Source organism: Streptomyces sp. NRRL S-1022, from assembly GCF_000720135.1.
Taxonomy (GTDB): domain Bacteria; phylum Actinomycetota; class Actinomycetes; order Streptomycetales; family Streptomycetaceae; genus Streptomyces.
Genome location: NZ_JOIU01000026.1, coordinates 71,904 through 97,573, shown reverse-complemented (window position 1 = coordinate 97,573; position 25,670 = coordinate 71,904). Strand labels below are relative to the sequence as shown.

Sequence of the window (25,670 nt, the reverse complement as noted above, 5' to 3'; positions counted from 1 at the left end):
CCGATGCCCCGGTGCCCGCCGGGCCAGAGGTACGCACTGAACCGCTACGGCAAGCCACTCACTGCCCCGACCGGGCACCACCTCGTACGCCTGGGCCATCTGGGGCCGGCGCCACCTCACGACCGGTGGGTGACGTGCCTGATGCGCAGAGGCTTGCCTTGATGAGGGACCAAGCAGGATGAGATTCAGCAACGCGTCACAGCTACGCGGCAGGCAAGCTCAACTGAACAACCTACGCCTTGCCGCCGAGATCCGCGGTCGGCACAGCTGGGTGGTCGCGCTCCGTGGACAGGCCGGCAGTGGGCGCTCGGCGCTGCTGCGCGCCGCTGCTCCGCTGTGGCGCGCTGACGGCCTGCGCGTGGCTCGCGCCCCCCTGGAGATCCCCGGCGTCAGCGTCATGCCTGGGACCGTTCTGGTGGCCGACCGGGCGGACATCACCGTGGAAGCGCTGAGGACGTCCGTCAAACCAGGCTGCCTGACGGTGGTCACGTGCTCGGAGGAGAACGCGGAACTGGCGGAATCCGCCGACCTCGTCATTGACCTCCCTCCGCTCGACGACGACACCGCTGCCGCGCTGCTGCATGACGATCTCGGCCTTGATGCCCCAGCCGTCACGGCACTGCGGACTGCGCTCGGACCGTGGTTCGGCAACCCCGGAACCCTCGTCACCGTCGTGAGGGACCTGCTGGCGCGCAACCGGCTCCGCCCCGTACGCGATCGCCTGTGCCTCGCCGACCCCGAGGCCCCGATCGCCCTGCCGGCCAGCCACTTCGTGCTCCGCCGCAGTGCGAACCTGGCCGGCCCGACGCAGTCCGTACTGAAGGCCGTCACCGCACTGGGGAAGTGTGACCTCGTCGACCTTCCGCACGTCGTGCGCGCCGACGCAGCGGTCACCGGTCGCACCGTCGACGCCCTCGTCGAGACGGGCGCACTGGAGGCCGACCGGGAGGGTCGTCTGCGCATCTCGTTCCCCGCACTCGCGGCCGCGGTGAGCGACCGTCAGCGTCCTGCCGATGTACGCGCCATTCACCAACGGTGTGCACGACGCCTTATCGCGAAGCGCCGAAGGGGACAACCGATCGACGAGGACACACTCGCCGACCACCTGGCGGCCTGTGGGGCCGACCTCGTGGAGGCCGGTGACGTCCCGGCCTGGCTGGTGGAACGAGCCGAAGAAGTCGCGCAGTACGACGCGGACCGGGCTGGTGCGTGGTGGATCGCCGCCTGGCGCCTCGGTGCCGACGTCGATCCGTTGCGGTTCGCGCTCGACACCGGGACGTACGGGATTCTTCACGAAGTCTGCGATGCCCGGCTGGCTACCGCCGGCCCCGAACTCCGGTGGGACCTCGCCGTCCTGGCCATGCTCGTCGAACTGGACGGCGGCGAGCCGGTGCCGGCTCTGACCGAGGAGCCGCCCTGCCGCCTGGCAGGCTGGTGGAGGGGACGACATGGGTCGTGGGAACCGGCACCACCCCGAGCCGACGACAGTGAGCGGCTCATGTCCACAGCAGAACTCAACGCGATTTATCACGCCCTGAGTACGCGTCCCCGGGAATGCGCGGATGCTCTGCGTTCCGCAAGACAGCGGCAAGCGTTCGCGAGACTCGACGAACTCATCGAGGCGGGTGCCCAGGGCGACGTGGCCTCAGCCCTGGAAATCATGCTGGGGCCCCGCTACCGCGTACCCAGGACCGGTGTGCTGGCCGCGTACCAGCGAGTCCTGCGCGCTTACGTCTCCGCCGACTGGAACGGCTCCCTGCAGGCCATCCGGCAGCTCGAGCTCCTCGGAGACGGCGACGGTCCCGCCCACCACTTGGCCCGCCTCTACGCGGCCGGCGTCCACCTCGCGCGTGGCGAGCTGCGCCATGCCGTCCCGTGGCTGTCGAGCGTGAGCGGCGCTCCTCGCTTCGCCTTGGCCCGTGCGACCGTGGAGACCGCGATGCTGCACCGGCGGGGAGCCTCGGCCGCCGCCCTGGACCTGGCCCGTCGCACGCTCCAGCAGACGCGACGACTCGGCTTCAGGCCAGGCAGGGAGCGTCTGCTGCTGACGACACTCCAGATCGCCCTGCGGTCGGGAGACAAAGTCGGCGCCAAGACTCTCATGCGGGAGATCGCGGTCCTCCACCGCGAAGAGAACTCCCGATGCACCAGGCAGACGCTCCTGCTGGCACGCGGCCTCCTGTACGGGGACGTCTCCAGCGCCACCAAGGGGGTCGAACTGGCCCACCAGCGCGGCCACCGCCCGGATGTCCTGTGGGCCTGCCACATCCTGGCCCGGTTCTGCGACGATCCACGACACGTTATCGACGAGCTGAACCTGCTCGCCCAGCAGACCGAGCCGTCCTCGCTCCTTCCTGCGCAGATCGACGCACTGCTGGCAAGGTTCGGGGCAGGCTCCGCACGCCCGAGCGGCGGCGGACCATTTTCCAGCCACGAACTGGGGATCATCGAGATGGTGACGTCGGGCTGGACCAACCGACAGATCGCCATGAAGCTCAACGTCAGTGAGAAAGTCGTCGAGAACACCATGACGCGTCTACTGGCCCGAGCCGGATGCCGATCGCGCGTGGAACTCGCAGCCGCCCATCTCGCCGGCCGGCTCGCGGAAACGAAGTGATGTCGCCGGCCATGCTCCCACTCCACACCGAAGCGATCAGGACCGCCGTGGCTGCAGCCGGCTCCGGTGATCCAGGGCTGACCCTCATCACAGGACCTTCAGGAGTCGGACGTACCGCCACCCTTGCCGCCGTCATGAAGGCTCTCGGCACCAACAACGTGGGTACGCTGCGCTTCCGGCTTCCACGTGACGACCAGGACTTCGTCGCACAGGTCGTCGCCGCACGGGCATCGGCACCATCGTCAGTGCTGTTGTTCGACGATCTCCATCGTGCCGGTCGAAGAACACTCGAAGCTCTGTCCCACCTTCGAGCGCCGGCGGTGGGCACCTATTGCACTCCCGTCAAGCCGGCGCACGCCGATCTCGCGCAATTGACGCGCGCGATCATTCCCCTGCGACCCCTGCGACGCAGCGAAAGCGAGCGTCTCGTCACAGCCATGATCGAGGCCACGCCGACGACCGAACTTGTGAACATCCTTCATCGCGGCAGCCGCGGGCACCCCTTGCTCCTGCGCCTGGCCGTCGACGCTCATCGGGCCGGCGGTGCACTGCGCATCCTCGACGGGATCGCGTACCTCCCGAAGGCCGACACGCCTGCCAGCCCGCCCCGGCACCACCCGGCGCTCCAGCGAGTGCGGCTCCTGGGCCCGGCGGCGTGGGGTGTCGCCAAGGCATTGGCGGTGTTGCGTCCGCTGGGCCGTCACACCGGGCAACTCCTCACAGACGGGCTGGGGATGTCACCGTCGGACATGCACGAAGCGCTCCTGCGTCTGTCCCCGTACATCACCAAGGTGAGGGGCGGTTGGCGCTTCCGTGCACCACTGCTTGAGGAGTGCCTACGCGAGCAGCTCGGTCCGTGGGAGCGGCAGGAACTGTCCAAACTGGCAGTTGTCGCCCTCTGGGACGGGGCAGCGACCTGTTCCGACCCGGCCTACCTCCCCGACCGTCTCGTCGACGCCGGGCCGGTGGTCGACACGGAACGCGCCGGGGCCGAACTCCTTGCCGCCGGCTGCGCGGCGATGGGACGCGATCAGTACCGGGCCCGACGTTGGCTGCGCGCGGCAGCCAGGTTCCTCCCCGACCGTGCGGAGCGAGCGACGGCCCTGGCACTGCATGCCGTGGCCTGCGGAAAGAGCAACGCATTCAGTGAAGCGGTGACTGCTGCGGATGAGGTGCTCCACCGATGGGCCGGCCTCGTCTCCGAGGACCTGCTGCAGGAGATTCACCTGACGCGGCTGACCGCGCTCGCCGCTGCCCGGGACGTTTCGAGCCTGCAGCACATCGCGGACCACGGATCGAGGGTGCTCATGGGCGGTGAGGGCTGCAGAGCTGTCAGCAAGGCGATGGCGCTCTCGCTGACCGGCCGCTGGAACGCTGCTCACCGGACGCTCGTCCGAACGGACGCCTCCTGGGCCTCCGCCGACATCACGACCGCCACGTACGGCGAGCTGCTCCGGGTGGAGACAGCCGTTCTCGCCGGCGACGCCACAGACCTGAACCGCCTGGTGGAGATGCCGGAATCACTACCGCTGTACCGCGATCCGTGCCGCCGACCCACCATCCTGTCGCATCTGGCGCGGATCCTGGTCGGTCTTGGCGAGACGACACGTGCCGAGCATCTGCTCGCCCGGCACGGCGTCGACGGAGATACCGTGTCAGACGCCGACAGCGCTCTGACCGGGCTGCGCTCAGGGCGATGGAGTGTCGCCCTCGAGCGAGCGACGGCGGCCATCGACGAGTGCGCCTTGGCCGGGCAGCCGATTGCCCACACCGCTCTGCTCCACCAGACCTCCACAACCCTCGCGACACGTGGGTGGCTCAAACGCGCCCGGGGAGTCATCGAACGAGGAAGAGCGGATCACTCCGCCGTTCACCACGTACTGAAGCTGGCGGAAGCCGACATCGCGCTCCTGCTCGGTGAGCGCGGCAGGGCGCGACGACTCCTCGAACACGGCCTGACACACGCCATCCGGGAGAACCTGCTGTTCAACACCGACGACTTATGGCTCCGGATCCTCCTGCTGTGCCCGCGCCAGTCACACACCGCACTGGCCGAGCTCGAGCGAGTCGCCGGGCAGATGGGCACCGGTCGCGCATGCCGGAACTACCTGCTCGGGCGCGCCCTCGTGTACAAGGAACACGAGGACCGACTGGTCGAGCTCGTCGAAGACCGTGGTCAACCAGCAGAGGTCGCGGAGACACTCGAACTGATCGCGATCCACACCCCGTCGGGAAGCGCGCGCCTACTCCGAGAAGCCTATGAGGTGTACGGGGATCTCGACGCACTCCTGCCTCGTGCACGGATACGTCAGATCATGGCCGAACGCTCCATAGCCGTACCCGGAAGGGCAGCGACCGTGGAGGAAACGGAACGGCTACTGGCTGTGCTGGTCGCGCAGGGGTTGACCAACCGGGAACTCGCCAATTCACTGCAGACGACGGAGAAGAGCATCGAGAGCCGACTCACCCGCCTCTTCCAACGGGCCGGCTACCGTTCGCGGGTCGAACTCGCCGCTGCGGTGATGACTGGACGGTACCCCGTGGAACGCTGAGCCCAGCGCGCTTCCGATCCACCCCTCAACGATCAGGAGAACGATCTACGGTGTCCAGTACATCCGCTTCGCTCATTCGCTGCTTGCGCCGCCGGATCACGGTGCTCTCGGTCGCCGGCACGGCTCTCGCAGTTGCCGGCACGGCTCTCGCAGTCGCCGCCCCCGCGTCGGATACGCCGGTGAACGACCTGGCCCGATCCGTGTCCGATTCCCCGGTCTCCCTGATGACCTACACGGCTGAAGAACGCCGCGATGCGCTCGCCTACTGGACTCCGGCTCGCATCAAGGCCGTCGGGAAATCCGTGGATCTCGGCCCGACCGGACCGACAACCGTGGGAAGGCACCCCGCTCAAGACCGTGGGGCGGCTCTTCTTCGTCAACTCCAGGGGGTCGGATACCTGGTGCACCGCCACCGCGACGAAAAGCGCCAACCGCTCCGTCGTCATGACTGCGGCGCACTGCGTCCGCCGCGGCTCCTCACCGGCCAACACCAATAGCACGATGGTGTTCGTCCCGAACTACAGCAAGGGAAAGCAGCCCTTTGGCACCTTCGCGGTCCGCACCGCTCTGACCCCCCGCAGTTGGGAGGAAAAATCCACCAACGACGTGTCCGCGCTCGTCGTCGACACCGACAGGAACGGTCGTAAACTCACCGACGTCGTAGGCGGCCAAGCCATTGCCTTCAACCGTGCGGTGGGCGGCCCCGTCTCCTCCTTCGGGTACTCTGCGACCCACCCCCAGCTCGGTGAACAACTCCTCCGCTGCAGCGGTACAGCGAAGAAGGACAACGACATGCAGAGCATTCCCTGTGACATGAGCGGTGGCTCCAGCGGGGGCCCCTGGCTGGCCGACTTCGACGCCGCGACGGGGACAGGTGTACTGGTCTCGGTCAACAGCCAGCTCGATTCGCTCCAGCCCAGCGAGATGTACGGTCCGGTGCTGGGAACCGTAGCCAAGGCGGTGTACACGCAGGCGGAGCACAGCTGACCGCTCAGTTCAGCACTCCGCCGGCCGTTCCGCTGCGCTCACCGGAGCGGGCGGAGGCGTGGAGACGCTCGCCGGTCCGGCGGCGGCAGTACCCTTGCCGCCGCCGCACCATTCGTCTGCCCACCTCGAAGCCGCACGGTCTCCTAGGGGCGGGCTCGCGACGCCCGGTATTGGGATGGAGAAACTCCCACATGTTTCCGGAACGCGCGGCTGAAATGGGCGGCAGTCGTATATCCGCACATGTGGCCGATGCTCGCCACAGAGTCCCGCCGAGTACGTAGCCAGTACTTGGCGGCCTCCATCCGCTGTTGCGTCACGTACTGATGGGGGGTCACACCGGTGGTCTGTTTGAAGAGACGGAGGAAGTGGAACCGGCTCAGTGACAACTGGCTCGCCAGGTCATCCAAGGTGATGGCTCCCGCGAGGTGCGCTCGGACAAAGTCTCGCACCAGGTCCATTTGGCGCACGGACAGGGGACCATGAGCCTCGACTGTTTTGGGCGCCAAGATGTGAGCTATGAGGTATTGGGCAGTGCAGTCCGCGTACAGCTCGCCGGCTCCTGCCTTCTGTGCGCCGACCAGAGCCACGGCGGCGGACGTGATGACTGGATCCGGTTTGGCGAGCTGTGCAAGGTTGTACAGGTCCGGCTCACTTCCATGCCATGTTTCATCGAGATGCCGCCGGAACGCGGCCAGTGGCAGCGTGATGTGTATGTGCTCCATGGGTTCGTCCTGGAGGAGTTGCCAGCGCATCAGAACGGTTCGACCGGGTGGCACTATGCAAGCGTCCCCCGCGCGGCAGGTGACTGTTTTCCATGCCCCTTCGCCGTCGTGGCACTGCAACCTGTAGGCTGCCTGCACATGCGCGATGATCCGAACGTCTTCTCGTGCCTCGTGTTTGTAAGCGCGGATTGTCGTGTGCACGACCTTGCGTTCAACCTCAAGCGCTTTCCAGGTTTCCGAGGATGCGACCTTCGAGTCGACCGTTTCCATCGCTCGGAAAATCGGATTACCGCCAGACATACTATCCAACCCTCCAAGGTCACGTGGCGCACCGAGTTCGATCCCCGACCTGCTGAACAAGGGCTGGCGTGATAAGCCGTCGACTTTGCCATCCGCACACCCTTGCCGCTTCTCGCGCAAGATGTTCGAGTGGGCCACTTGAGCCTTATCGTATGATCTTTGCGCAGCGCAGACAAGGACTCCGGAGGAAAAGCGAGCCCATAGATCCCGTGCAGGGCGGATCTCTGTCAGCCGCTCGGATGCCGGCTGAAATGAAACTGAGGCGGGACCGGTTGAATCACCGGTCCCGCCTCCTTCGTCACCGGTCAGCGGCTCGAGAAGAGAACTCTGTTGTCACCGACGCGGTTGACGGAGCCGAAGTAGGCCCAGTTCCGGAACCCACCGTCGCCCTTGCGGACGAACTCGCCGTCGCCCTTGAAGACCACCCATCGGTATACGGCCGTACCCAGCACGGCACCGCAAGGCGTCTGCTTGGTCGAGCCTTCGGCCACCACCCCATGGAACCAGGCGGACTGTTGGGCGGATGCCTTGAAGACGACGATGTTGTTGCTGGTGTCGGAGCCCCACCCCTGGAGCTCGTCGACCTTCGTGCGCAGATCACAGGCGTTCACCCAGTCGCTCGCGGACGCTGCCTGGGGCACTTCGATCGTGAGTGTGCCGGCTACCGCCAGGGCGGCCACGCCTTGAGCGCACGCGCGCCAGAATTTCTTCATCACAGCCTCTCCTCGAGTTCAGCGGGTATGGAAGACCACGCGGTTGCCCTGACGCTCCCAGTTACCGTGGAACGCCCAGTTCCGGTAACCGCCGTCACCCTGGAGGTCGAACTCGCCGTCACGGAACACAGCCCAGAAGTAGTTGACGCTCTGCGGAAACGCCTTGCCGCACTCCTGGGCGTTCTGCTGGCCCTGGTAGACCACGCCGTTGAAGTGGGCGAAGCCCTTCGCGGACTCCTTCCAGACCATGATGTTGTATTGCCCGTTGGTGTCCCATGCCTTGATCTCGTCGATTTTCGACCTGAGGTCGCACACGTTGAGCGAGGCGGTGGACACGTGGCCGGGGGACGGGGCGGCGAGTGCTGGCTGCTGCGCGACGACAGCCAGGGTGCTGAGCGCGGCGACCATGGTGGCACCCAGTACGGTGCGACGCTGGAGCTTCATGCCGGTTCCTCGTCTCATCGGTCAGCGGCGGTGGAAGTTGACGGTGTTGCCGTTGCGGTCGAACCAGCCGCGGACGCCCCAGTTGATCCATCCCGCATCTCCGCTGTTGGTGAACTGGCCGGCTTCGGCGAGCCAGAGGCCGTAGTAGACGTTGCCCCACTGGATGTTGGCGTAGAGGTGCTTGCCGTCGAGCCGCTCGCTGTAGTTCTGGGAGAGGTTCATGACAACCACATCGAAGCGGCCGCCACTGACGTCGAACGCGGTGTCAACGACCCGTTGGACGAACCTTCCGCGGTTGTCCTCCCTGATGCCGCTGATGGCCGCGGCGATCTGCAGACCATTGGCGCCGACGTCGTAGTGAACGGTGACTCGGGGTGCGTTCGCGGTTGCCGACACCGATTTCCCGGATGCTGTCGACGCTGCCTGGGCCGGCAGCACGGCCCCGCCAAGGACGGTGAGCGCGACCAGGGACGCCGTAGCACACGCGATTCTGAACTTCATGGATCAACCTCTCGAACGGACGTAGTTCCGGGTGGGGCGTGCTACGAGCGGTGGAAGTTGACGGTGTTGCCGTTGCGGTCGAACCAGCCCTGGAAGGCCCAGTTGATCCAGCTGGCGTCACCGCGGTTCACGACCGTCCCCGAATCGAAGACGACCACGTGGAAGTCGGGGTAGCCGCTGGCGTGAACCCGGGCGTCGTAGACGACACCGTTGACATTCAAGGTGTAGGGGTGGTCCCACTTGATCACCAGGACGTTGTACCGCTGGCGAGCGTCGTAGAAGGCGCCCTCCATCAGGCTCTTGACGTATCCGCCGCGATTCTGCTTGACGGCGATGGCCTCGTTGATGATGTCGTACAGCTTGCCGCTGACATCGACGACCTTCGTGAAGACATCGAGCCCGACGCCCTGCACGGTGGCCTGCCGGCTGATCGCGGCCGACTCGTGGGCCTCCATGGCCGGTGCCGCAGCCGCATCGCTCGCGGGGACCAGCGCACCACCGATGGCCACGGCGGCAACGCTCGCGCAGATACTTCGGGTGAGCGGTGAGTTCGGCATGTCCCACTTCCTTTCCGACGAGTTGAGGGTTTGCGGATTCGGCGATCCGATGAACACAGACCGCTGATCCACGGTTGAGAGTAGAAGCCTCGTCGTGGCCGCATTCGGTAGGAGGGGATAACCCGCACGAACACCGTCTGCGGGGTGCCCACCCCGGAGATCCGGCCGCACTCCTCGCCGCCGGCAATCGCGCTGCAAGCGTCCCGACTACGCGGACAGGACCGCGTAGTCGTGGCCGAACGCAGTAACCATCACTCTCGCAAAGAAGCCCTTTCGTGAGGGATTCCCCCCGAGCGATGCGTCGGATCACGGCGACCAGTCATAACCTGTTCGTCGTCCACGTCCTGGTACCCGAAGGTGCTCCGGACCGGAGGTCGTCACGCGTTCCGCCCGCCGACTTCTGGGCGGCGCAGCTTCGGCAGGATGTACGGTCGCGCACGTCCACGACCGGGCGGGGCTGATACGCCAATGACACGGGCAGCGGCTCCGCAGCCCGGTGAAGCTGCGGTCGATGCGCCGGTTCGGTGCGCACATCGTGCTGCGCCGCTCACACACCCGTGCCGGGAGACCGTGAGGATGCCCGCGCCCAGCGTCCCGATCCGCCCCCACGCCGCTGATGCCGGCGCCTGACGAACAGAGAGAAGACAGTGCACGAACCGGCTCTTACTGAACGGGACGCCTCGGCCGGAGCCAGGTGGCTGGCCGGCTTCCATCCTGTCCCCACCGCGTGCTTGAGCGTGTGGGATGCGGGGCAGCCAGTCGACATCCCACTGGGGTTCTTTTCCGTACTGCGGGTCAGCGCCACGTTCGGTCGAGAGGCGCTGGAGCTGATGGACCCGGTCGGCCCGGTGCTGCACAGTGCTGACCGGGGGACGGTCGAATTCTTCGGCACGTGGCGTCTCTTACAACCCGTCGCCGACGGGCACGGCGTCCTCCTGACGGGAGGAGTGATCTCCTGCCCTGCACCCTATGCCGCCAGAACGGCCAGAGCGGCGCTTCCCCGCAGGCGGGCACCCTATTGGCTGATTGCACCCGACGGGAGCGGCACGCTCGTCGACCTGTCCCGGGCAGCCGCGGTGATCCGCGAACGATATGCCTTCTATCGCGGCCTCGAAGGGCCCGAGGCGTCACGAGACCGCCTGAGAATCACCACGCCGACTCTCGCCAGCCGCTTACTGCGGCGCAGGACCTGAACAGGGCCAGTACTCCCGCCAAGCCGGATTCCGGCCCTGACCTCTGTCAAGCCTTCGACTAAACCCCTGTGCCCCGACCCGTGCACCTCCGCGGTCATCCTGAAATGACGCACAGTCTCGAATCGCCGGTCATCCGGCACACTCACCGTCTCCCTGCTCCCCAGGGCCCCGCCGGGGAAGGAGCCGTCGCCGCACGGCAGTTCGACGCGGCACTGACCTCCGTGGGCTTCAAGCTCTCGGTCTGCTGGAGCGGCTGTCGAGGCTGTCCGAGAGCACGGTCGTGCACGCCGCCAGGCGGACGCTGCGCACCGTGAGCGAGATGGTGGGCGACCACGTCCGGCACAACTCGTACTTCATCGACTTCCCGGCGAACGTGCCGGACACCGAGGAGTTCTGGACGCGGTGCGTGGGGAAGGCCCTCGGTGACGACACGTCACGTGAGAGCGTGGTGAGGCAGCTGGGGAGGGGGGTGCTGGACCTGCTCAGCCTCCCCGCGTACGGCTCGTACCAGCACACCTACGAGGAGATGCTCGCGGCACAGGCGGAACTGATCGCCTCGGCGGGCGACCGGGTCACCGTCCTGCATCTCGGCCGCGATCTGGACGAGGAGCTCACCGACCTGTACCTGGCCCTGGCCGGCAGCACGACACCGCTGGGCGAGGACGACCTGCGCGACCTCAAGATGCTCGCCGAGCGGTGTGCGCTCGGCCCCCAGCCGGAGGCCATCCCGGTACGGGAGAACCGGGCGGTCGTCAACGAGGCCCGGCTCGGTGTCGGGGCCGACCTCCTCCTGGACACCGTCACCGACGTACTCCGGCTGGCCTGCGCGCTGTCGGGGGGCGACGTGACGCTGCGCGAACGCACCCGGTTCCGGTCGCTGCCACGGCCGGTGCGCCGGGGACTGCTCGCAGGCCTGGACGCCGTGGTCGCGGCGAACCCCGGGAAGCTCGCCGACGTGCACGCGCACCGGGAGCCCTTCAAGCGGCTCGGTGAACGCCTTCACCCGCACGAGTACCCCCGCTGGCCGCACGCCGCCGACGTGTTCGCGGTCGCACGGGGTGAGAAGGAAGCACGGTCCTTCGACAGCCGGATCGAGGAACTGCTCGTCGCCTCCGACGTCCCCGGCGCGGTGGAGCTGCTGAAGCCCGCTCCCGGCAAGCTGTTCCGCGCCCTGGACCTCCTGCTGCGCATCGCCGCGGACCAGGGCGAACGGGATGCTGTGGTGGCCGCCGCTATGAAGGTCGCTCCCCAGGTCTCCGGCCGGGTCGTGCTGTCGGTGCGCGAGCACCTCCACAACCGGGCACGGGAAAGCGGCGAACCGCGGATCTTCGTCAACCGCCGCGGCCGCGCCTGGGTGAGTCCGGACCTCCGGCCGCCGGTGCCGGCCGCCGACCGCGACCGTCTGATCGCCGCCCTCGACGCCGAGCTGCGCCGCCGGCTCCCCGTGCCGGGCCCACTGCTGCTGGACCCCGATGTCCTCGACGTGGCGCTCCCGCTCAGCGGCCGGGCGAGTGCGGCCGGCCTCGGCGTACTGCCGCGCGGGTCGACCTGCCGGGTCGACGGCGAGCAGCTGCGCTTCTTCGTGTACTGGAAGGAGACCGGGAGAAGGACCGACTACGACCTCTCGGCGCTGCTTCTCGACACCGACTACAGCACCGATTCCTGGCTCTCCTACACCTCCCTCACAGCCGTCGGGGGCGAGCATTCGGGCGACATTACCGAGGCGCCCGACGGGGCATCGGAGTTCATCAACCTGTCCTTGGACCGCGTGCGCAGCACCTTCATCGTCCCGCAGGTCAACATCTACGCCGGCGAGGGCTTCGAGGAGGTCGAGGAGTCGTTCTTCGGCTTCATGCTGCGCGACGGGGAGCAGAAGGGCCGCCCGTTCGAGCCACGCACGGTACGGATGAAGTCCGAGCTGCGTGGAGCGGGCCGGGTGGCGCTGCCACTGGTGTTCCAGCGCGGCGACGACGGCCGGTGGCGCGCGAAGTGGCTGCACCTGTATCTGAGGGGCATCTCCTCGGCCAACCGGGTCGAGGAGAACCAGGTGTCCGTGTCGAAGGCGGTGCGCGCGTTCGTGGAACGCGAGTCCCTGACGATGGGATACCTGGTCGACCTGATGTCCGCCGGCAGTGAACCTGTGGGACGGCGGGCCGGCCCCGGACGAGCCGGTGACGTACATCGGCCTCGAACATCCCGAGGGACTCCATCCGGACTCACGGATCATCACCCTCGAAAACCTGCGCGACTTGATCCCCAGCTGACTGCTACCGTTACCCACGGCGAGGCCATGAAGGGGCTTCCTTCTCAACTTCTCTGTCGAAACGAGTCTCTTCGCTTTCCTCGCGGCCGACTCCGACTGGGTGGCGCCCGCCGGGCGCTCCCCAGCTCACCTGTGCGCCGGTGCCCCCGGAACCCGGGAGCATTCCCGCCTGCCGTCAGCGCCGCAGGGCTCGCCCGGACGTCGAAGACAAGTGCGACGGCCCGGTTTTCGAGTGGTTACACACCACTGCCTGCGTATGCCACTTCCGGACTGTTGCATGGAAAAGTCGGGGCGGTGAATTCTGCGGTACGACGCGCGCGGAAGATGCCGTTCGGCGGCGATCGGCGGACGAGTGCAGGCAATGGGCGTTGCGACATCCAGGTCCGCAACACGATCTACGAGCCCGCTACGGACTACCGGCTGTCGGTCGACGGCCGGCCGCCCTCCGGCGGCCTGGGGGTGTTCAACGTACGCAGCGACCCCCACCGAGCCGAGCACGACCGCGTACTCCACGACTGAGGGATGCGGGCACCACCCCTGACGGCATGGCGAGGAGGCCGGGGCGACGGGGCGTCGGTGGGGCCGGGACGCCGGGCACCCGCGCGGGTGCCCGGCGCGGCTCGTCAGGCGGAGAAGGGTACGGCGTCGGCCGGGTCGGCGTGCCAGTTGGTCGCCACGGGCCGGTCGACGGTGACCGTCTGCGACAGCTTGAGGGTGACGGAGTTCGACTCGTCGCCGGTGACGGAAAGGTGGAGGCGGTCGAACTGCCCGCCCTGGTTGTCCTTGGTGGTCTTGGGGTTGATGCCCGCGTAGGCGGCCTTTCAGCACACGCTGGTACTCCGCCGCCTCCACGCCACCGACCTCGCGGTCCCGGTACGGCGGCACCGGCTCGGGGCAGCGCGATCCGCACCGGCACCAGTTCGGCCGAACGTTGCGGAAGCAATCTGGAACAGGGGGAATAACGTCAAGTGAATGGCGTGTAATTGCCTTGCGCTTCCCCGAAGTTGCGCGCCGAGTATCTGCGACGGGGCGAGCATCTCCGGGCCATTCCGGTTCCATTCCGCATGGTGAGATGGCTCACAGACATGACATCAAGTGGCCGACTAGCATCATGAAAAGAAGCGGTCAGCTCCGTCATTCTTGCCGCCCCCTCCCATGCGAGGCTTATCGCGGCGCGGAAGCATCGACCATTCTGAGCCACCGCACTCCCACGTCAGAACGCAAGGATTGGTGTGTACGTCTCAGCCGGTTGGCTCGAACGGCAGAATGCCGTCGAGTCGTTAGGTCCTTGCGCCGAGCAGATGCCCGTCGCGCTCGTCGTCCCCGGCCGTCACAACGGCACACCATGGCAAGCGCACCGTTGGGCGGCGACCTCTCCACCTGACACACCGTCGGCAGTCCGCGCCGACCTTCGACACGCTTCGCGCCGCCGTCATCGCCGGGCAAGGCCCGGCGAACTCGCCCCGCATACGCGCCGGACGCCGGACCGGGACTCCCCGTGCCCGCCCCGCCCCACGCCCGTCGGCGCGCGACCCCTCTCCGCGCTCGCTCCGCTCCCTGGCCTCCGCGTCGCCCTGGCTTGAGCCCCCGCAACCCCGCTCTTTCTCCCCCCTCGCCGCCCGGCCCTTCCCCCGCCGTACGGCCGTCTTTCCCTAGGTAAGGAACGCCACTTGGCAACCACGACACGGAATGCGACCAGTGATCCGGACCGCGTCAGCTTCCTGGAGGAGCTCTACCAGGGCCGCTTCCGCTGGGACCTCGTCCGCGACTTCCCCGTGCAGGACCCCGCGGACGCCGCGACCGGGGAGAAGCTGACCGAGGAGCTGACCGCCCTCTTACGTGAGCAGATCGACCCCGACGACGTCGACGCCCGGGCCGCCCTGCCCGACGGGTTCCTCGACGAGCTGGGCCGGCGTGGTTACTTCGCACTGCAGGCCGACCCCGCCCTCGGCGGACACGCCCTGTCGCACTACAACACCTTCCGCATGGTGTCGACGGCCGCCGCGCACAGCACACCGGTGGCCCTGTCCCTGGCCATCGAGAACGCGCTCGGCGCCGGGGCGTTCCTCACCGTGGCGCCCGAGGGCCCGTTGCGTGAACTGCTCGGTGACGTGGTGCGCCGGGGAGCGCGCTCCGCCAGCGCGGACAGCGAACCGCAAGGGGCCGCCAACCAGCGCCGGTTCACCACCGCCACCCGCATCGAGGGAACCGACGACTACCTGCTCAACGGCAGCAAGGTCTTCGTCGGACACGCGCCCGTCGCCGAGGTGGTCAGCGTTTCCGCCACGGTCAACGAGGACGGCGTCGACCGGGTGCGGATGTTCTTCGTGCGCACCGACAGCCCCGGAGTGACCAGCGGTGACTGGCACACGTACATGGGAATCAGGGGATTCCCCAACGGCTGGCTGGAGTTCAGGGACGTGCGGGTCCGCGGCGGCCACATGCTCGTCGAGCGGGACCTCGGCCACGTCGTCCGCACCACCCCCGCCACCGCCCGGCTCGTCGGCCGCGGCCGGATGCACCTGATCGCCGCCCCGTCGCTCGCCGTCGCCCGGCTGTGCGTCGGCTGGATGCGTGACTTCGCCGCCCGCCGCCTCATCGACGAACGGCCGCTGGCGGAATACGACGAGGTACGGCGGCGGCTCGCCGAGAGCCTGGCCGACACCTTCGCCATCGAGACCATGGCCCAGTGGTGCCTGCTCCCCGAGGACCAGGGGCGGGGCCTCAACCTCCGGTTCGAGCAGAACGCCGTCAAGAACGCCTCCTCCCTCCTCGCCTGGGACGTCGCCGAGCGCGCCATGTCCCTGCTGGCCGGGGAGGGGTACGAAACCGCGCCCAGCAAGCGGCTGCGCGGCGCTCCTCCCGTTCCCGTGGAACGCTTCCTGCGGGACCTGCGCAACCTGCGCATCTCCGGCGGTGTCGACTTCCAGATCGACAACTGGATCGGCCAGCGGGCGATCCTTTCGTACTACTACCCCGAGCCGGACCACGCCGCAGAACTCGAAGGCGGCGACGAGGTCCCCCTGGACACCACCGGCACGGTCCTCAGCGACCGCAACCTCGGCCACCTGCGCTGGGCGGCGCGGCAGACCCGGGCCTTCGGACGCACCTGCCTCGACCTGGCCCGCAGCCACCCCGACCGGGCGGAGCTCGACGCCGCGGAACGCACCCTTATCCAACTCGCCGCGGTCACGCGGGAGATCCTCGGCGTGGCCCTCACGCTCGCCCGCGCCTCCACACTCTCGGCCGCCGGGGACGACAGCGCCCAGGCACTGGCCGACGTCTTCTGCACCGCCGCCCGGCAGCGGGTGACCGATCTCCTCGGCCGGCTCCAGAGCCAGCCCGGACCGGACATCGAGGCGGTCGCCTCCGCCTGGATGTCCGGTACCGCCTACGCATTCCTCACCGCCGACGGCGCCCCACGCCCGTCCCTCGGTGGCAGCACTGAAAAGAGCACCTCATGAGCACCCCCATCCCGCACGTCCCGCTGACCGTGGGCCAGGAGGCGATGTGGATCTCCTGGAAACTCGACCCCGAGCAGTGGACCCACATCATTCCCACCCCCTTCGAGGTGAGCGGCACCCTGAACTTCGACCGGCTGCGCCGTGCCGTCGCCGAGACGGGTGAGGCGTTCCCGCACCTGCGCGCCCGGGTGCGCCCGGGAGCGGACGGAGCGGTCCTGGACTGGTCGGAGGCCCGGGCGATCCCCGTCCGACGCACGCGTACGGTGCAGGACCGCGACAGTGCTGTCCGGGCCGCCTGGCAGACCCCGTTCGACCTGCGAGAGGGCCCCCTGGCCCGCGTCGACCTCATCGACGGCCCGGACTACACGGTCCTGCTGATCGCCGTGCACCACCTCGTCCACGACGGTGCCTCCGTCCTGCTGTTCCTGGACGCGCTGCGCGCCGCCTACCGCGGCGACAGCCTGCCGCGAGAGGACCACGCCCCCGCGCTTGCCGCTTTCGCCGCCCACACGCGGAACCTCGCCTACGGTCCGCAGGGGGAGGAGCACCGGCTCCACTGGAAGGAGATCCTCGCCGACGGCGGCGGTGACTTCACCCTGCCCGCAGGACAGGAGGATCCGCGCTACACGGTCGTCAGCGAGGCACTGCCGGCGGACCTCGCCGCCGCGCTGCGCGACCGTGCCGCCGAGGCCGGCATGTCCTTCGTGACCGTGCTGATGGGTGCCTGGTACGCGCTGCTGCGGCGTCACAGCGGCAGCACCGACGTGCTGTCGTTCCTCCCCTACCACGGCCGCGCGCTGCCCGAAGTGCGCGACCGCGTCGGCTATTTCGTCAACGCCCTGCCGGTCCGCGTCCCGGTCCACGCCGACGACCGCTACAGCGACCTGCTGGCCAGGGTGCGCGGCCGGGTCAAGGAGGCCCTCGCTCACGGCGACCTGCCGCTGCCCGCCATCATGCGCGCCGCCGGACTGACCGGCCCCGAGGCGCAGCGACGCACCCACCAGGCGGTCTTCCAGTACTGGCACGCCGGGCTGCACGCTGACATCGATGTCCACGATGTCCGGCTGAGCCATGACGGAGGCGAGGCGCGGCTGAGTCTGATGGACATGGAGAGCACCGCCGGCTTCCGCCTCGCCCTGATGGTCCGTGAGGACAGCTGCGGCACGCATCTGCTGTGGAAGGACCCGGCCGGCTCCCTCGGTGCCGCCGTGGTGCGCGCCATGGCCGAGGACTACTCGTCCATCCTGCGCGCGATCGCGGCCGACCCCGACGCCCCTCTCGCCGAGGTGCCGGCATCCGACGGCCCCGCCCGGGCCGGCACGGCCACCCCGTCCGCCGAGGCGCCGGCCGGCTCGGCGGGATGGGACGCCCGGGTGTGGGAGATGGCAGAGGTCTGGCAGTCGGTCCTCGGCTCGGGCCCCGTTGGCGCGGAGGACTCGTTCTTCGAGCTGGGCGGACATTCGCTGCTGGCGGAGACGCTGGTGGCCGCGGTACGGGACCGTTTCCCGGGCACGTCGGCCCGGATCCGCACCCTGTTCGACCACCCGCGGCTCGCGGACTTCACCGCCCGCGTCCTGCCCGCCACCGGCACCCCCCGGACCGCCCCGGCCCCCGCCCGGATGCCGCACACCGAACCGGCCGGGGACACCTTCCCCGCCTCCAGCTTCCAGCGCCGGATATGGCTCGCCCAGCGGGTCGCGGGCGATCCGGCGGCGTACAACGTGCCCCTCGCCTGGCGCGTCGAGGAACCCCTGGACGCGGATGCCGTCACTCGCGCGCTGGCCGCGACGATCGCGCGCCACGAGATCCTGCGCACCGCCTTCCACGAGGTGGACGGCGACCTGATGCAGACCGTACGCGCCCCCTGGACCCCGCACGTGGAACGGGTCGACCTCAGCGGCCACCCCGATTCCGACGAGGCGCTCAACGCCTGGATCCGCACCGCCGCCCACGAGCCGTTCGACCTCACCACCGGCCGGCTGCTGACCGCCGCCCTCATCGAGCTCGGTGACGCCGGACAGGTGCTGTTCGTCTGCCTGCACCACCTGCTGTGGGACGGCGAGTGCGAGAACATCCTGCTCAAGGAGCTCGACGCCCACTACACCCAGCCGAGCGCCAGCAGCGCTGCCGAGCGGCCGTCCGGGTACGACGCGACGGCCCCCGCCGCCGAGGACACCCACCCCGCCTCCGCGCACCAGGAGCGCATGTGGTTCGTCGACCGCTTCGAGACGGGATACCTGTACCCGGCCGCGCCGACCTACCACAACCTGCCCCTGTTCCTGCGGCTGGACGCCCTGCCGGACCGCACCCGGCTGGCCGAGTCCGTCACCGCCGTCGTGACCGCCCACGAGGTGCTGCGCACCGAACTGCTCGACGTGGACGGCCGGCCCGTCCAGCACGTGCGGCCCGGGGCGGCCGTGGTCCCCGAGTGGCTGCCACCCGCCGGGGGGACGGACCGCGACCGGTCCGTCCCGGACGCCCTGACCGCCTGGGGCCGCGAGCCGTTCGACCTGTGCGCCGGACCGCTGCTGCGGGTCGCCGTCCAGCCCGACGCCGGCACACCGGGGGGCTGGATCGCCCTCAGCGGACACCAGGCCGTCGTCGACCGTGTCTCCCTGCTCACCGTCGCCGAGCAGATCCTCGCCGGGCCGGCCGGCGAGGCACCCCTGCCGAGCAGCTACCGGACCTGGCTCGACGCCGCTGACGAGGACACCCACCAGGCCCACCTCGCCGCCCGTGCCGCCGTACTCCAGCCGCCGGCCGACCCGCTGCGGCTCCCCGAGCGCCGCACCCGCGACGCCGTCCACGTCTACGAGGAGCGGTCGGTGGCCTTCAGCCTCCCGTCCGGACTCGGACTGCGCACCGCCGCCGACCGGCTCGGCGCCGACGTGCCGGAGATCGCCCTCGCCGCCTTCGCGGCGCTGCTCCAGTGGTACTCCGGCCAGGAGGACATGGTGCTGGGCCTGTCCCACGCCGGACGGGACGAGCGGGACCGGCACGTCGTCGGCCCCCTCGGCAACCTGCTGCCCGTCCGCCTGCGCCCGCGCGCCCGGCAGTCGTTCGCCGACCTCGTCGCCCACACCGCCGCCGAGACCGCGCACGCCCGCGCCCACGACCGCGCCCGGTTCGACGAACTGGTACGCGCCGTCGACCCGTCGAAGGACATGAGCCGCACGGCGCTCTTCGACGTGCTCTACAGCTACCTGCCGGCCGCGGCGCCCCTGACCGGCCCGGACGGCACCCTCGCGCACGTCGTGGACACGGCCGGCGGCCGCGGCAAGTACGACCTGCACCTCGCCCTCCAGCCCGACGGGGACGGCCACCGCGGCCATCTCGTGTACAACGGGCTGTACTTCGACCACGATCAGATCTCCGCCATGGCCGAGCACTACGTCGAGGCCGTACGGCAGCTGACCGAGCGCCCCGAGCGTGAGGTGTCCGGCATCGACCCGCTCTCGGAGCGGGAGCGCCACGTCCAGCTGAAGGTGTGGAACGCCACCGGGGCGTCGTACGCGGAGACCCCCGCCCACGAGCTGATCGCACGACAGGCCACCGTCCGGCCCGAGGCCACGGCGCTCACCGACGGCGAGGTCATGGTCAGCTACGGCGACCTGATGGCCGACGCCCGCGCGGTCGCCCGGGGCCTGCTGGCCGCGGGCGTACGCCCGGGCGAACTCGTCGCGCTGCTGTTCCCGCGCGGCGCCGACCAGGTGCGCGCGGTGCTCGGAACCCTGCTGGCCGGTGCCGCCTACCTGCCCATCGACCCGGCGATCCCGGCGGAGCGTCGCACGTTCATCCTGTCCGACTCCGGTGTGCGCCTCGCACTCGCGCCCGGCGCCGGCACCGGCGGTGACTTCGACGGGACGGTGCTCGCGCTGGACGCGCTGCTCACGGCCCCCGCCGGCGAGGAGACCGCGCTTCCGGCCGTGCCCCTGGACTCGCCCGCCTACTGCATCTACACCTCCGGCACCACCGGTCGGCCCAAGGGGGTCGTGCTCACCCACCGCAACCTGGTGCGGCTGCTCGTCAACGACCGGCTGCCGTTCTCCTTCGGGCCGGCCGACGTCTGGACGATGTTCCACTCCTACGCCTTCGACTTCTCCGTCTGGGAGCTGTTCGGCGGCCTCGTCCACGGCGGCCGGGTCGTGCTCGTCTCCGAGGACGAGACCCGGGACCCGGGCCTCTTCTTCGACCTCCTCCAACGCGAACGCGTCACCGTGCTCAACCAGACCCCCAGCGCGTTCCGCCGCCTGCTCGGCCTGCACCCCACGACCCCGGACGGGCTGTCCGCCCTGCGCTGCGTCGTCTTCGGCGGCGAGGCCCTGCGCCCGGGCATGCTGACCGAGTGGTCGGAGCGTTTCCCGCACGTCCGCCTCGTCAACATGTACGGCATCACCGAGACCACCGTGCACGCCAGCGTGCGCACCGTCACCCGCTCCGACATGGAGACGGACACGAGCGTGGTGGGCACCCCGATCCCCACCACCCGTCTCTACCTGCTCGACCGCCACACCGGCCGTCGCCTGCTGCCCGTCGGCGCCGTCGGTGAGATCTACGTCGCCGGCGACGGAGTGGCCGGCGGCTATCTCGGCCGGCCCGAACTGACCGCCCAGCGCTTCGTGCCCTCACCGTTCGGCGACGGCACCCTGTTCCGCAGCGGCGACCTCGCCGCCTACCTGCCCGACGGCTCCCTGCGGTTCATCGGCCGCGCCGACTCCCAGGTACAGCTGCGCGGTTACCGCATCGAGCCGGGAGAGGTACAGACCGTGCTGTGCGGCCACCCCGACGTCTCCGACGCGGTCGTGTTCGCCGAGGACGACCGCCTCGTCGGCGTCGTGCAGAGCGAACGAGAGCTGGGCGCGGCGGAGTTGCGCAGCCACCTCGCGCAGCGGCTGCCCTCGTACATGGTGCCCTCGCTGTTCCACGTCGTGCCGGCCATCCCGCTGACGGTCAACGGGAAAGTCGACGTGAAGGAACTGCGGGCGCGGACGGCCGACCTGGCAGTCCCCGCGCGGCGCGAGCCACGCGCCGGCACCGCCGCCGAACTCGCCGCCGTCTGGCGCGAGCTGCTCGACGTGCCTGCCGTCGGCGAGGACGACTCGTTCTTCGCCCTCGGCGGGCACTCCATGCTCGTCGTCCGCCTCATCGGGGAGATCGCCGACCGGTTCGGCGCCGAACTGCCGATCAAGATCCTCTTCGAGACACCGCGTCTGGGCGATCTCGCCGACCTCATCGACGCGACCCCCGGCCGTCGCGGCACGGCACCCGCCGCTCCCGCACCCGCCGTACGGCAGGAGCCGGCCCCCGCCGCTCCCGCCCCCGCCGCACCGGTCGCGTCCACCGCGGACGCGCGCCGCCCCGTGGCGGCCCGCCCCGATCCCTCGGCGGCCGGCGACGAGTCGCCCGCGAGCGCGTTCCAGCGCCGCATGTGGCTGGCCGAACAGATGGGCCAGGGCGCGCTGGCCCACGTCTCCCTCGGCTGGACCGTCACCGGTGCCCTGGACATCGACGTCCTGGAGGACGCGCTGGCCCGCCTGGTCGCCGGGCACGAGATCCTGCGCACCGCCTTCCGCATGCGCGGCGGCACCGTCCGCCAGGTCGTCGAGCAGCCCTGGCGGCCGCACGTCCACACCTTCGTGGCCGAGGACGGCGACGGTCCCGAGGAAGCCGCCGCGCGGTGGCTCGACGAGGCCGCCGGCCGCCCCTTCGACCTCGCGTCGGGGCAACTGCTGCGCGCCGCCGTCGCCGACTGCGGTCCACGCGGTACGGCGTTCATGCTCTGCGTGCACCACCTCGTGGTGGACGGCGAGTCCGTACGCGTCCTCATCCGCGAGCTGGAACGCTGCCACCGCGACAGCCTCGCCGGGGTGCCCACCGCGCCACCCGCGCTCCAGTACGGCCCCTTCACCGCCGCCGCCGAAGTCACCGGCGCCGCCCGTCGCGAGGCCGACCTCGCCTTCTGGCAGGAGCGGCTCGAAGGCTGGCCCGCCCGGCTCGGCCTGCCCGCCCCCGAGCGGCCCGAAGCCCACGGAGCCGTCCCGATCGCCCTGCCCGACGGCCTGCTGGGCCGGCTGCGGCCGGTCATGGCGGAACACGGCGCGAGCTGGTTCATGATCATGGCGGCCGCCCTGGCGACGGCCCTGCACCGCTGCGGCGGTATGCCGGCGCTGACCTTCGGCGTTCCCGCCAGCATCCGCGACGCCGCCTCCGCCGACCTGCTCGGTCCCTGCCTCAACCACGTCGTGCTCCGCTCGGCCCAGACCGCCGGCACGACCGCGCGCGACGCCCTGACCGCCATGCGCACCGAGGTGCTCGATGCCTTCGAACACGCCCACGCTCCTTTCGACGAGGTCCTCGCCCGGCTCCGGCCGGAACAGACGGCCGGCAGCGCGCCCTACACCGACGTCGTCCTCAACATGAATCTGCGCGGCGACCGGCGCGCGGTACTCGGCGACGCCGAACTGCGGCCCGTTTCCACGGAGTCGATGTGGCTCCGCGAGGTCAAGTTCGGTGCCACCCTGACCGTGACGGAGCAGGACGGTGAACTGAGTGCCGTGCTCTCCCACCGGGGCGACCGGGTGTCCGCCGCCGATGCCGCCCGCCTGGCGGACGCCGTCGCCGCCTACCTCGTCGACCTCGCGACGGACGTACTGCCGGCGCAGTACCGGGACTTCGTACGCGCCCAGAGCACGGCCCGCTCCTCCAGCCGGCACGAGGCCTCTCTCGCCCACTGGCAGCAGCGACTGGAGGGCGCGCCCGCCTACCTCGAACTGCCCGCGCCCGAGGAACCCGCCCCGCACGGCGTGGTCGACCTGGTGCTGCCCGAGGGAACGGGCGAGCGCCTGCGCACCCTCCACGAGCGGTACGGCATCTCGCCGTTCATGACGGCCGCCACCGCGCTGGCCGTCCTGCTGCACCGCCGCACCGGCACCGACGACGTGGTCATCAGCGGTCCCATGACCAACCGGGGACGCAACGGACTCGCGGAGGTGTTCGGCCCCTGCCTGAACACCGTCCCGCTGCGCTCCCGGCTCCGGCCCGGTGCCACGGTGCGCGACATGCTGGAGGCCATGCGGGACGAGACGCTGGAGGCGTTCGCGCACGGCGAGGTCCCCTTCGAGGACGTCATCGACCGAATCAACCCGCCCCGCAGGCCCGGCCGCACCCCCTACGGCGACGTCAGCCTGTCCTTCAGCACGGCCGCGGCACGTCCCCGCACCCTCGGCGGGCGCACCCTCAGTGCCGTCCCGCTCGACGGCGAGGACGCCGCCTACACCGGCAAGCTCGGTCTGACGGTCGCCCTGGTCCTCGACGGCGCCCACCTGCGCGGCCGCATCTCCTACCACGGCGGCCTGCTGCGCCGCACGGACGTCGAAGAGATGGCCGGCACCCTGACCACGCTGCTGGACCGGCTGCCCGACAGCCTCGACACGCCCGTGGCCGCACTCGACCTGCTCCCGCCCCAGGAAGCGGAACGCATCCGCGCCTGGGAACACGGACCACGGCCGGGACCGGTCACCACCGTCCCCGCGCTCGTCCTGCACCAGGCCCGCACCCGTCCCGGCGCCCCGGCCGTGGAGAGCACCCGTGGCACGCTCGACTACCGCGGCCTCGTACGCCGCGCCCGCGCGCTCGCCGCGGCCCTGAAGCCACACCTGTCGGACGAGGCGCCCACGGTCGCCCTGCTCCTCGAACGCGGCGAGGACTTCGTCGTCGCGATGCTGGCCGCCTGGTTCGCCGAAGCCGCATTCTGCCCACTCGACCCGTCCTGGCCGGCCGCACGGCAGGAATACGTCCTCGACGACGTACGCGCCGACGTACTGCTGACCCGTACCGGGACCGCACTGCCGGCGACCGGCGCTGCCACCGTGGTCGACATCGCCGAGGTGGCGGACGCCGAACACGGCAAGGACACCGAGGACCTGCCCGACTGGTCCGCCGACTCCCGGGCCTATGTCATCTACACCTCCGGCACCACCGGCAAGCCCAAGGGCGTCGCCGTCCGGCACGGCGGGCTCGCCAACCTGGTGCGCTCCGCGGCCTCGACCATGGGCCTCGGCGCCGGGGACCGCTGCTCCCACCTGCTCAGCGTGAGCTTCGACTCCTCCCAGATGGAGGTCTGGCAGGCCCTCGCCAACGGCGCCTGCCTCATCCCGCACGAGGAGCCCGTGACTCCGTCCACGCTCGGCGCGTGGCTGGACGCCAAGGGCGTGACGGCGGCGTTCTGCGCGACCGCGCTGGCCGAGGCCATGTGGAGCAGCAGCACCACCACGCCCCGCGCGCTGCGCTGGCTGGGCATCGGCGGCGCCGCGCTCTCCCAGCGCCCGCCGGCCCCGCTGCCCTACCGGGTGCTCAACTCCTACGGCCCGACCGAGAACACCGTCGCCTCTTCCGAGCACATCGTGGACAGTGCGGGCACCGCCCCGCTGAACTGCATCGGCCGCCCCCTGGCCGGGGTGCGGATGCTCGTCCTCGACGAGGCCGTGCAACGTGTCCCGCTCGGCACCGTCGGCGAGATCCACCTCGCCGGTGACAGCCTCGCCGAGGGATACCTGCACCGGCCCGAACTCACCGAGGAGCGCTTCCGCACGATCGAGCTGGACGGCGGCCGGCTGCGGGTCTACCGCACCGGTGACCTCGGCCGCAGGCTGCCCGACGGCTCCGTCGAGTACCTGGGCCGGGCCGACCGCCAGCTCAAGCTGCGCGGGTACCGCGTCGAGCCCGGCGAGATCGAGCACTTCCTCCAGCAGCAGCCCGAGGTCGCCCAGGCGGCCGTCACCGGGGACCCACACCGCACGCCGGCCCTCGTCGCCTACGTGACCCCGCGTGGCGAGCACACCCCCGACAGCGCCGGACTGCTGCGCCGCGCACGGGCGGAGTTGCCGGCGTTCATGGTGCCGGAGGCGGTGGTGGTCCTGGCCGCCCTGCCCCTGACCACCAGCGGCAAGGTCGACCACGCCGCCCTGCCGCGCCCCGAGCGCGCCGACCTGGTCGGCACCGTCGGACACGTCGCGCCGGGCAACGACACCGAACGCAAGGTAGCCGCCCTCTGGTCGGAGGTCCTGGGGCTGCCCGAGATCTCGGTCCACGACACCTTCTTCGACCTGGGCGGGAACTCCCTGGCACTGGCCAAGCTGCACAGCAGGATCGTCACCGCCTTCGGCCGGGAACTGCCCATCACCACGCTGTTCGAGCACCCGACCGTGTCCGCCCTGGCCCGCGCGCTCGGTGCGGCCGCCGAACCCGGCCGCCCGGCCGGGACCCCGGACGGGCCAGGACACCCCAAACGCCCCGTCCGGTCGGGCCGGCCCGTCCGTCGCGGCCGCCGGCGCCCCGGCACGCAAGGAGGCGAGTGAC

At 70.1% G+C, this 25,670-nt stretch carries 11 protein-coding genes and 1 pseudogene; 7 read left to right on the top strand and 5 right to left on the bottom strand.

What is annotated here, in order from left to right; genetic code table 11:
• Nucleotides 1-178: 178 nt before the first annotated feature.
• The 3 genes from IG05_RS0131920 to IG05_RS42680 all read left to right on the top strand — a co-directional run bounded on the left by IG05_RS0131920 (nt 179) and on the right by IG05_RS42680 (nt 6,156).
• Nucleotides 179-2,617 carry a LuxR C-terminal-related transcriptional regulator gene (locus tag IG05_RS0131920; RefSeq protein WP_030347526.1) on the top strand — a complete coding sequence of 813 codons (2,439 nt, stop codon included), beginning with the start codon at nt 179-181 and terminating at the stop codon, nt 2,615-2,617.
• Nucleotides 2,554-5,169 carry an AAA family ATPase gene (locus tag IG05_RS0131915; RefSeq protein WP_078894637.1) on the top strand — a complete coding sequence of 872 codons (2,616 nt, stop codon included), beginning with the start codon at nt 2,554-2,556 and terminating at the stop codon, nt 5,167-5,169. Before IG05_RS0131920 ends, IG05_RS0131915 begins: the two co-directional genes overlap by 64 nt.
• Nucleotides 5,170-5,526: 357 nt before the next feature.
• Nucleotides 5,527-6,156 (top strand): trypsin-like serine peptidase, encoded by a 630-nt coding sequence (locus tag IG05_RS42680; RefSeq protein WP_234336097.1) that lies wholly within the window; start codon nt 5,527-5,529, stop codon nt 6,154-6,156.
• A 143-nt stretch (nt 6,157-6,299) separates the two neighbouring features.
• On the opposite strand, the gene IG05_RS43890 is transcribed toward IG05_RS42680, so the two are convergent.
• From IG05_RS43890 to IG05_RS0131885, 5 genes are all read right to left on the bottom strand, one after another.
• Nucleotides 6,300-7,148: an AraC family transcriptional regulator gene (locus tag IG05_RS43890; RefSeq protein ID WP_158839064.1), complete on the bottom strand. Its 849-nt coding sequence runs from the start codon at nt 7,146-7,148 to the stop codon at nt 6,300-6,302.
• A gap of 335 nt (nt 7,149-7,483) precedes the next feature.
• Nucleotides 7,484-7,891 (bottom strand): hypothetical protein, encoded by a 408-nt coding sequence (locus IG05_RS0131900; protein ID WP_158839062.1) that lies wholly within the window; start codon nt 7,889-7,891, stop codon nt 7,484-7,486.
• An 18-nt stretch (nt 7,892-7,909) separates the two neighbouring features.
• The gene (locus IG05_RS48540) at nt 7,910-8,335 is read right to left on the bottom strand and encodes a hypothetical protein (RefSeq protein ID WP_051790480.1); all 426 of its coding nucleotides are present in this window, start codon (nt 8,333-8,335) and stop codon (nt 7,910-7,912) included.
• 21 nt (nt 8,336-8,356) lie between these two features.
• The gene (locus IG05_RS0131890) at nt 8,357-8,836 is read right to left on the bottom strand and encodes a stress protein (RefSeq protein WP_158839060.1); all 480 of its coding nucleotides are present in this window, start codon (nt 8,834-8,836) and stop codon (nt 8,357-8,359) included.
• A 41-nt stretch (nt 8,837-8,877) separates the two neighbouring features.
• Nucleotides 8,878-9,393, bottom strand: coding sequence for a hypothetical protein (locus IG05_RS0131885; protein ID WP_063760112.1), 516 nt, complete (start codon nt 9,391-9,393; stop codon nt 8,878-8,880).
• Between the two features lie 731 nt (nt 9,394-10,124).
• Here IG05_RS0131885 and IG05_RS48035 point away from each other — a divergent pair.
• The 4 genes and pseudogenes from IG05_RS48035 to IG05_RS0131860 all read left to right on the top strand — a co-directional run bounded on the left by IG05_RS48035 (nt 10,125) and on the right by IG05_RS0131860 (nt 25,669).
• Complete coding sequence (locus IG05_RS48035; RefSeq protein WP_158839058.1) at nt 10,125-10,586, top strand: hypothetical protein; 462 nt, start codon at nt 10,125-10,127, stop codon at nt 10,584-10,586.
• Nucleotides 10,587-10,690: 104 nt separating this feature from the next.
• Nucleotides 10,691-12,850: pseudogene (locus IG05_RS42670) on the top strand (TerD family protein).
• 1,669 nt (nt 12,851-14,519) lie between these two features.
• Nucleotides 14,520-16,313: an acyl-CoA dehydrogenase family protein gene (locus tag IG05_RS0131865; protein ID WP_030347517.1), complete on the top strand. Its 1,794-nt coding sequence runs from the start codon at nt 14,520-14,522 to the stop codon at nt 16,311-16,313.
• Nucleotides 16,310-25,669 (top strand): non-ribosomal peptide synthetase, encoded by a 9,360-nt coding sequence (locus tag IG05_RS0131860; RefSeq protein ID WP_030347516.1) that lies wholly within the window; start codon nt 16,310-16,312, stop codon nt 25,667-25,669. The genes IG05_RS0131865 and IG05_RS0131860 overlap by 4 nt, the downstream gene beginning before the upstream one ends.
• The last annotated feature ends 1 nt before the right edge of the window (nt 25,670 follow it).

Bases quoted from the DNA above. Each gene is read 5' to 3' on its own strand.
- IG05_RS0131900 (WP_158839062.1), bottom strand. From the start codon at position 7,891: ATGAAGAAATTCTGGCGCGCGTGCGCTCAAGGCGTGGCCGCCCTGGCG.
- IG05_RS0131860 (WP_030347516.1), top strand. From the start codon at position 16,310: ATGAGCACCCCCATCCCGCACGTCCCGCTGACCGTGGGCCAGGAGGCG.
- IG05_RS0131915 (WP_078894637.1), top strand. From the start codon at position 2,554: ATGCCGATCGCGCGTGGAACTCGCAGCCGCCCATCTCGCCGGCCGGCT.
- IG05_RS48540 (WP_051790480.1), bottom strand. From the start codon at position 8,335: ATGAAGCTCCAGCGTCGCACCGTACTGGGTGCCACCATGGTCGCCGCG.
- IG05_RS0131885 (WP_063760112.1), bottom strand. From the start codon at position 9,393: ATGCCGAACTCACCGCTCACCCGAAGTATCTGCGCGAGCGTTGCCGCC.
- IG05_RS0131920 (WP_030347526.1), top strand. From the start codon at position 179: ATGAGATTCAGCAACGCGTCACAGCTACGCGGCAGGCAAGCTCAACTG.
- IG05_RS0131890 (WP_158839060.1), bottom strand. From the start codon at position 8,836: ATGAAGTTCAGAATCGCGTGTGCTACGGCGTCCCTGGTCGCGCTCACC.
- IG05_RS43890 (WP_158839064.1), bottom strand. From the start codon at position 7,148: ATGGAAACGGTCGACTCGAAGGTCGCATCCTCGGAAACCTGGAAAGCG.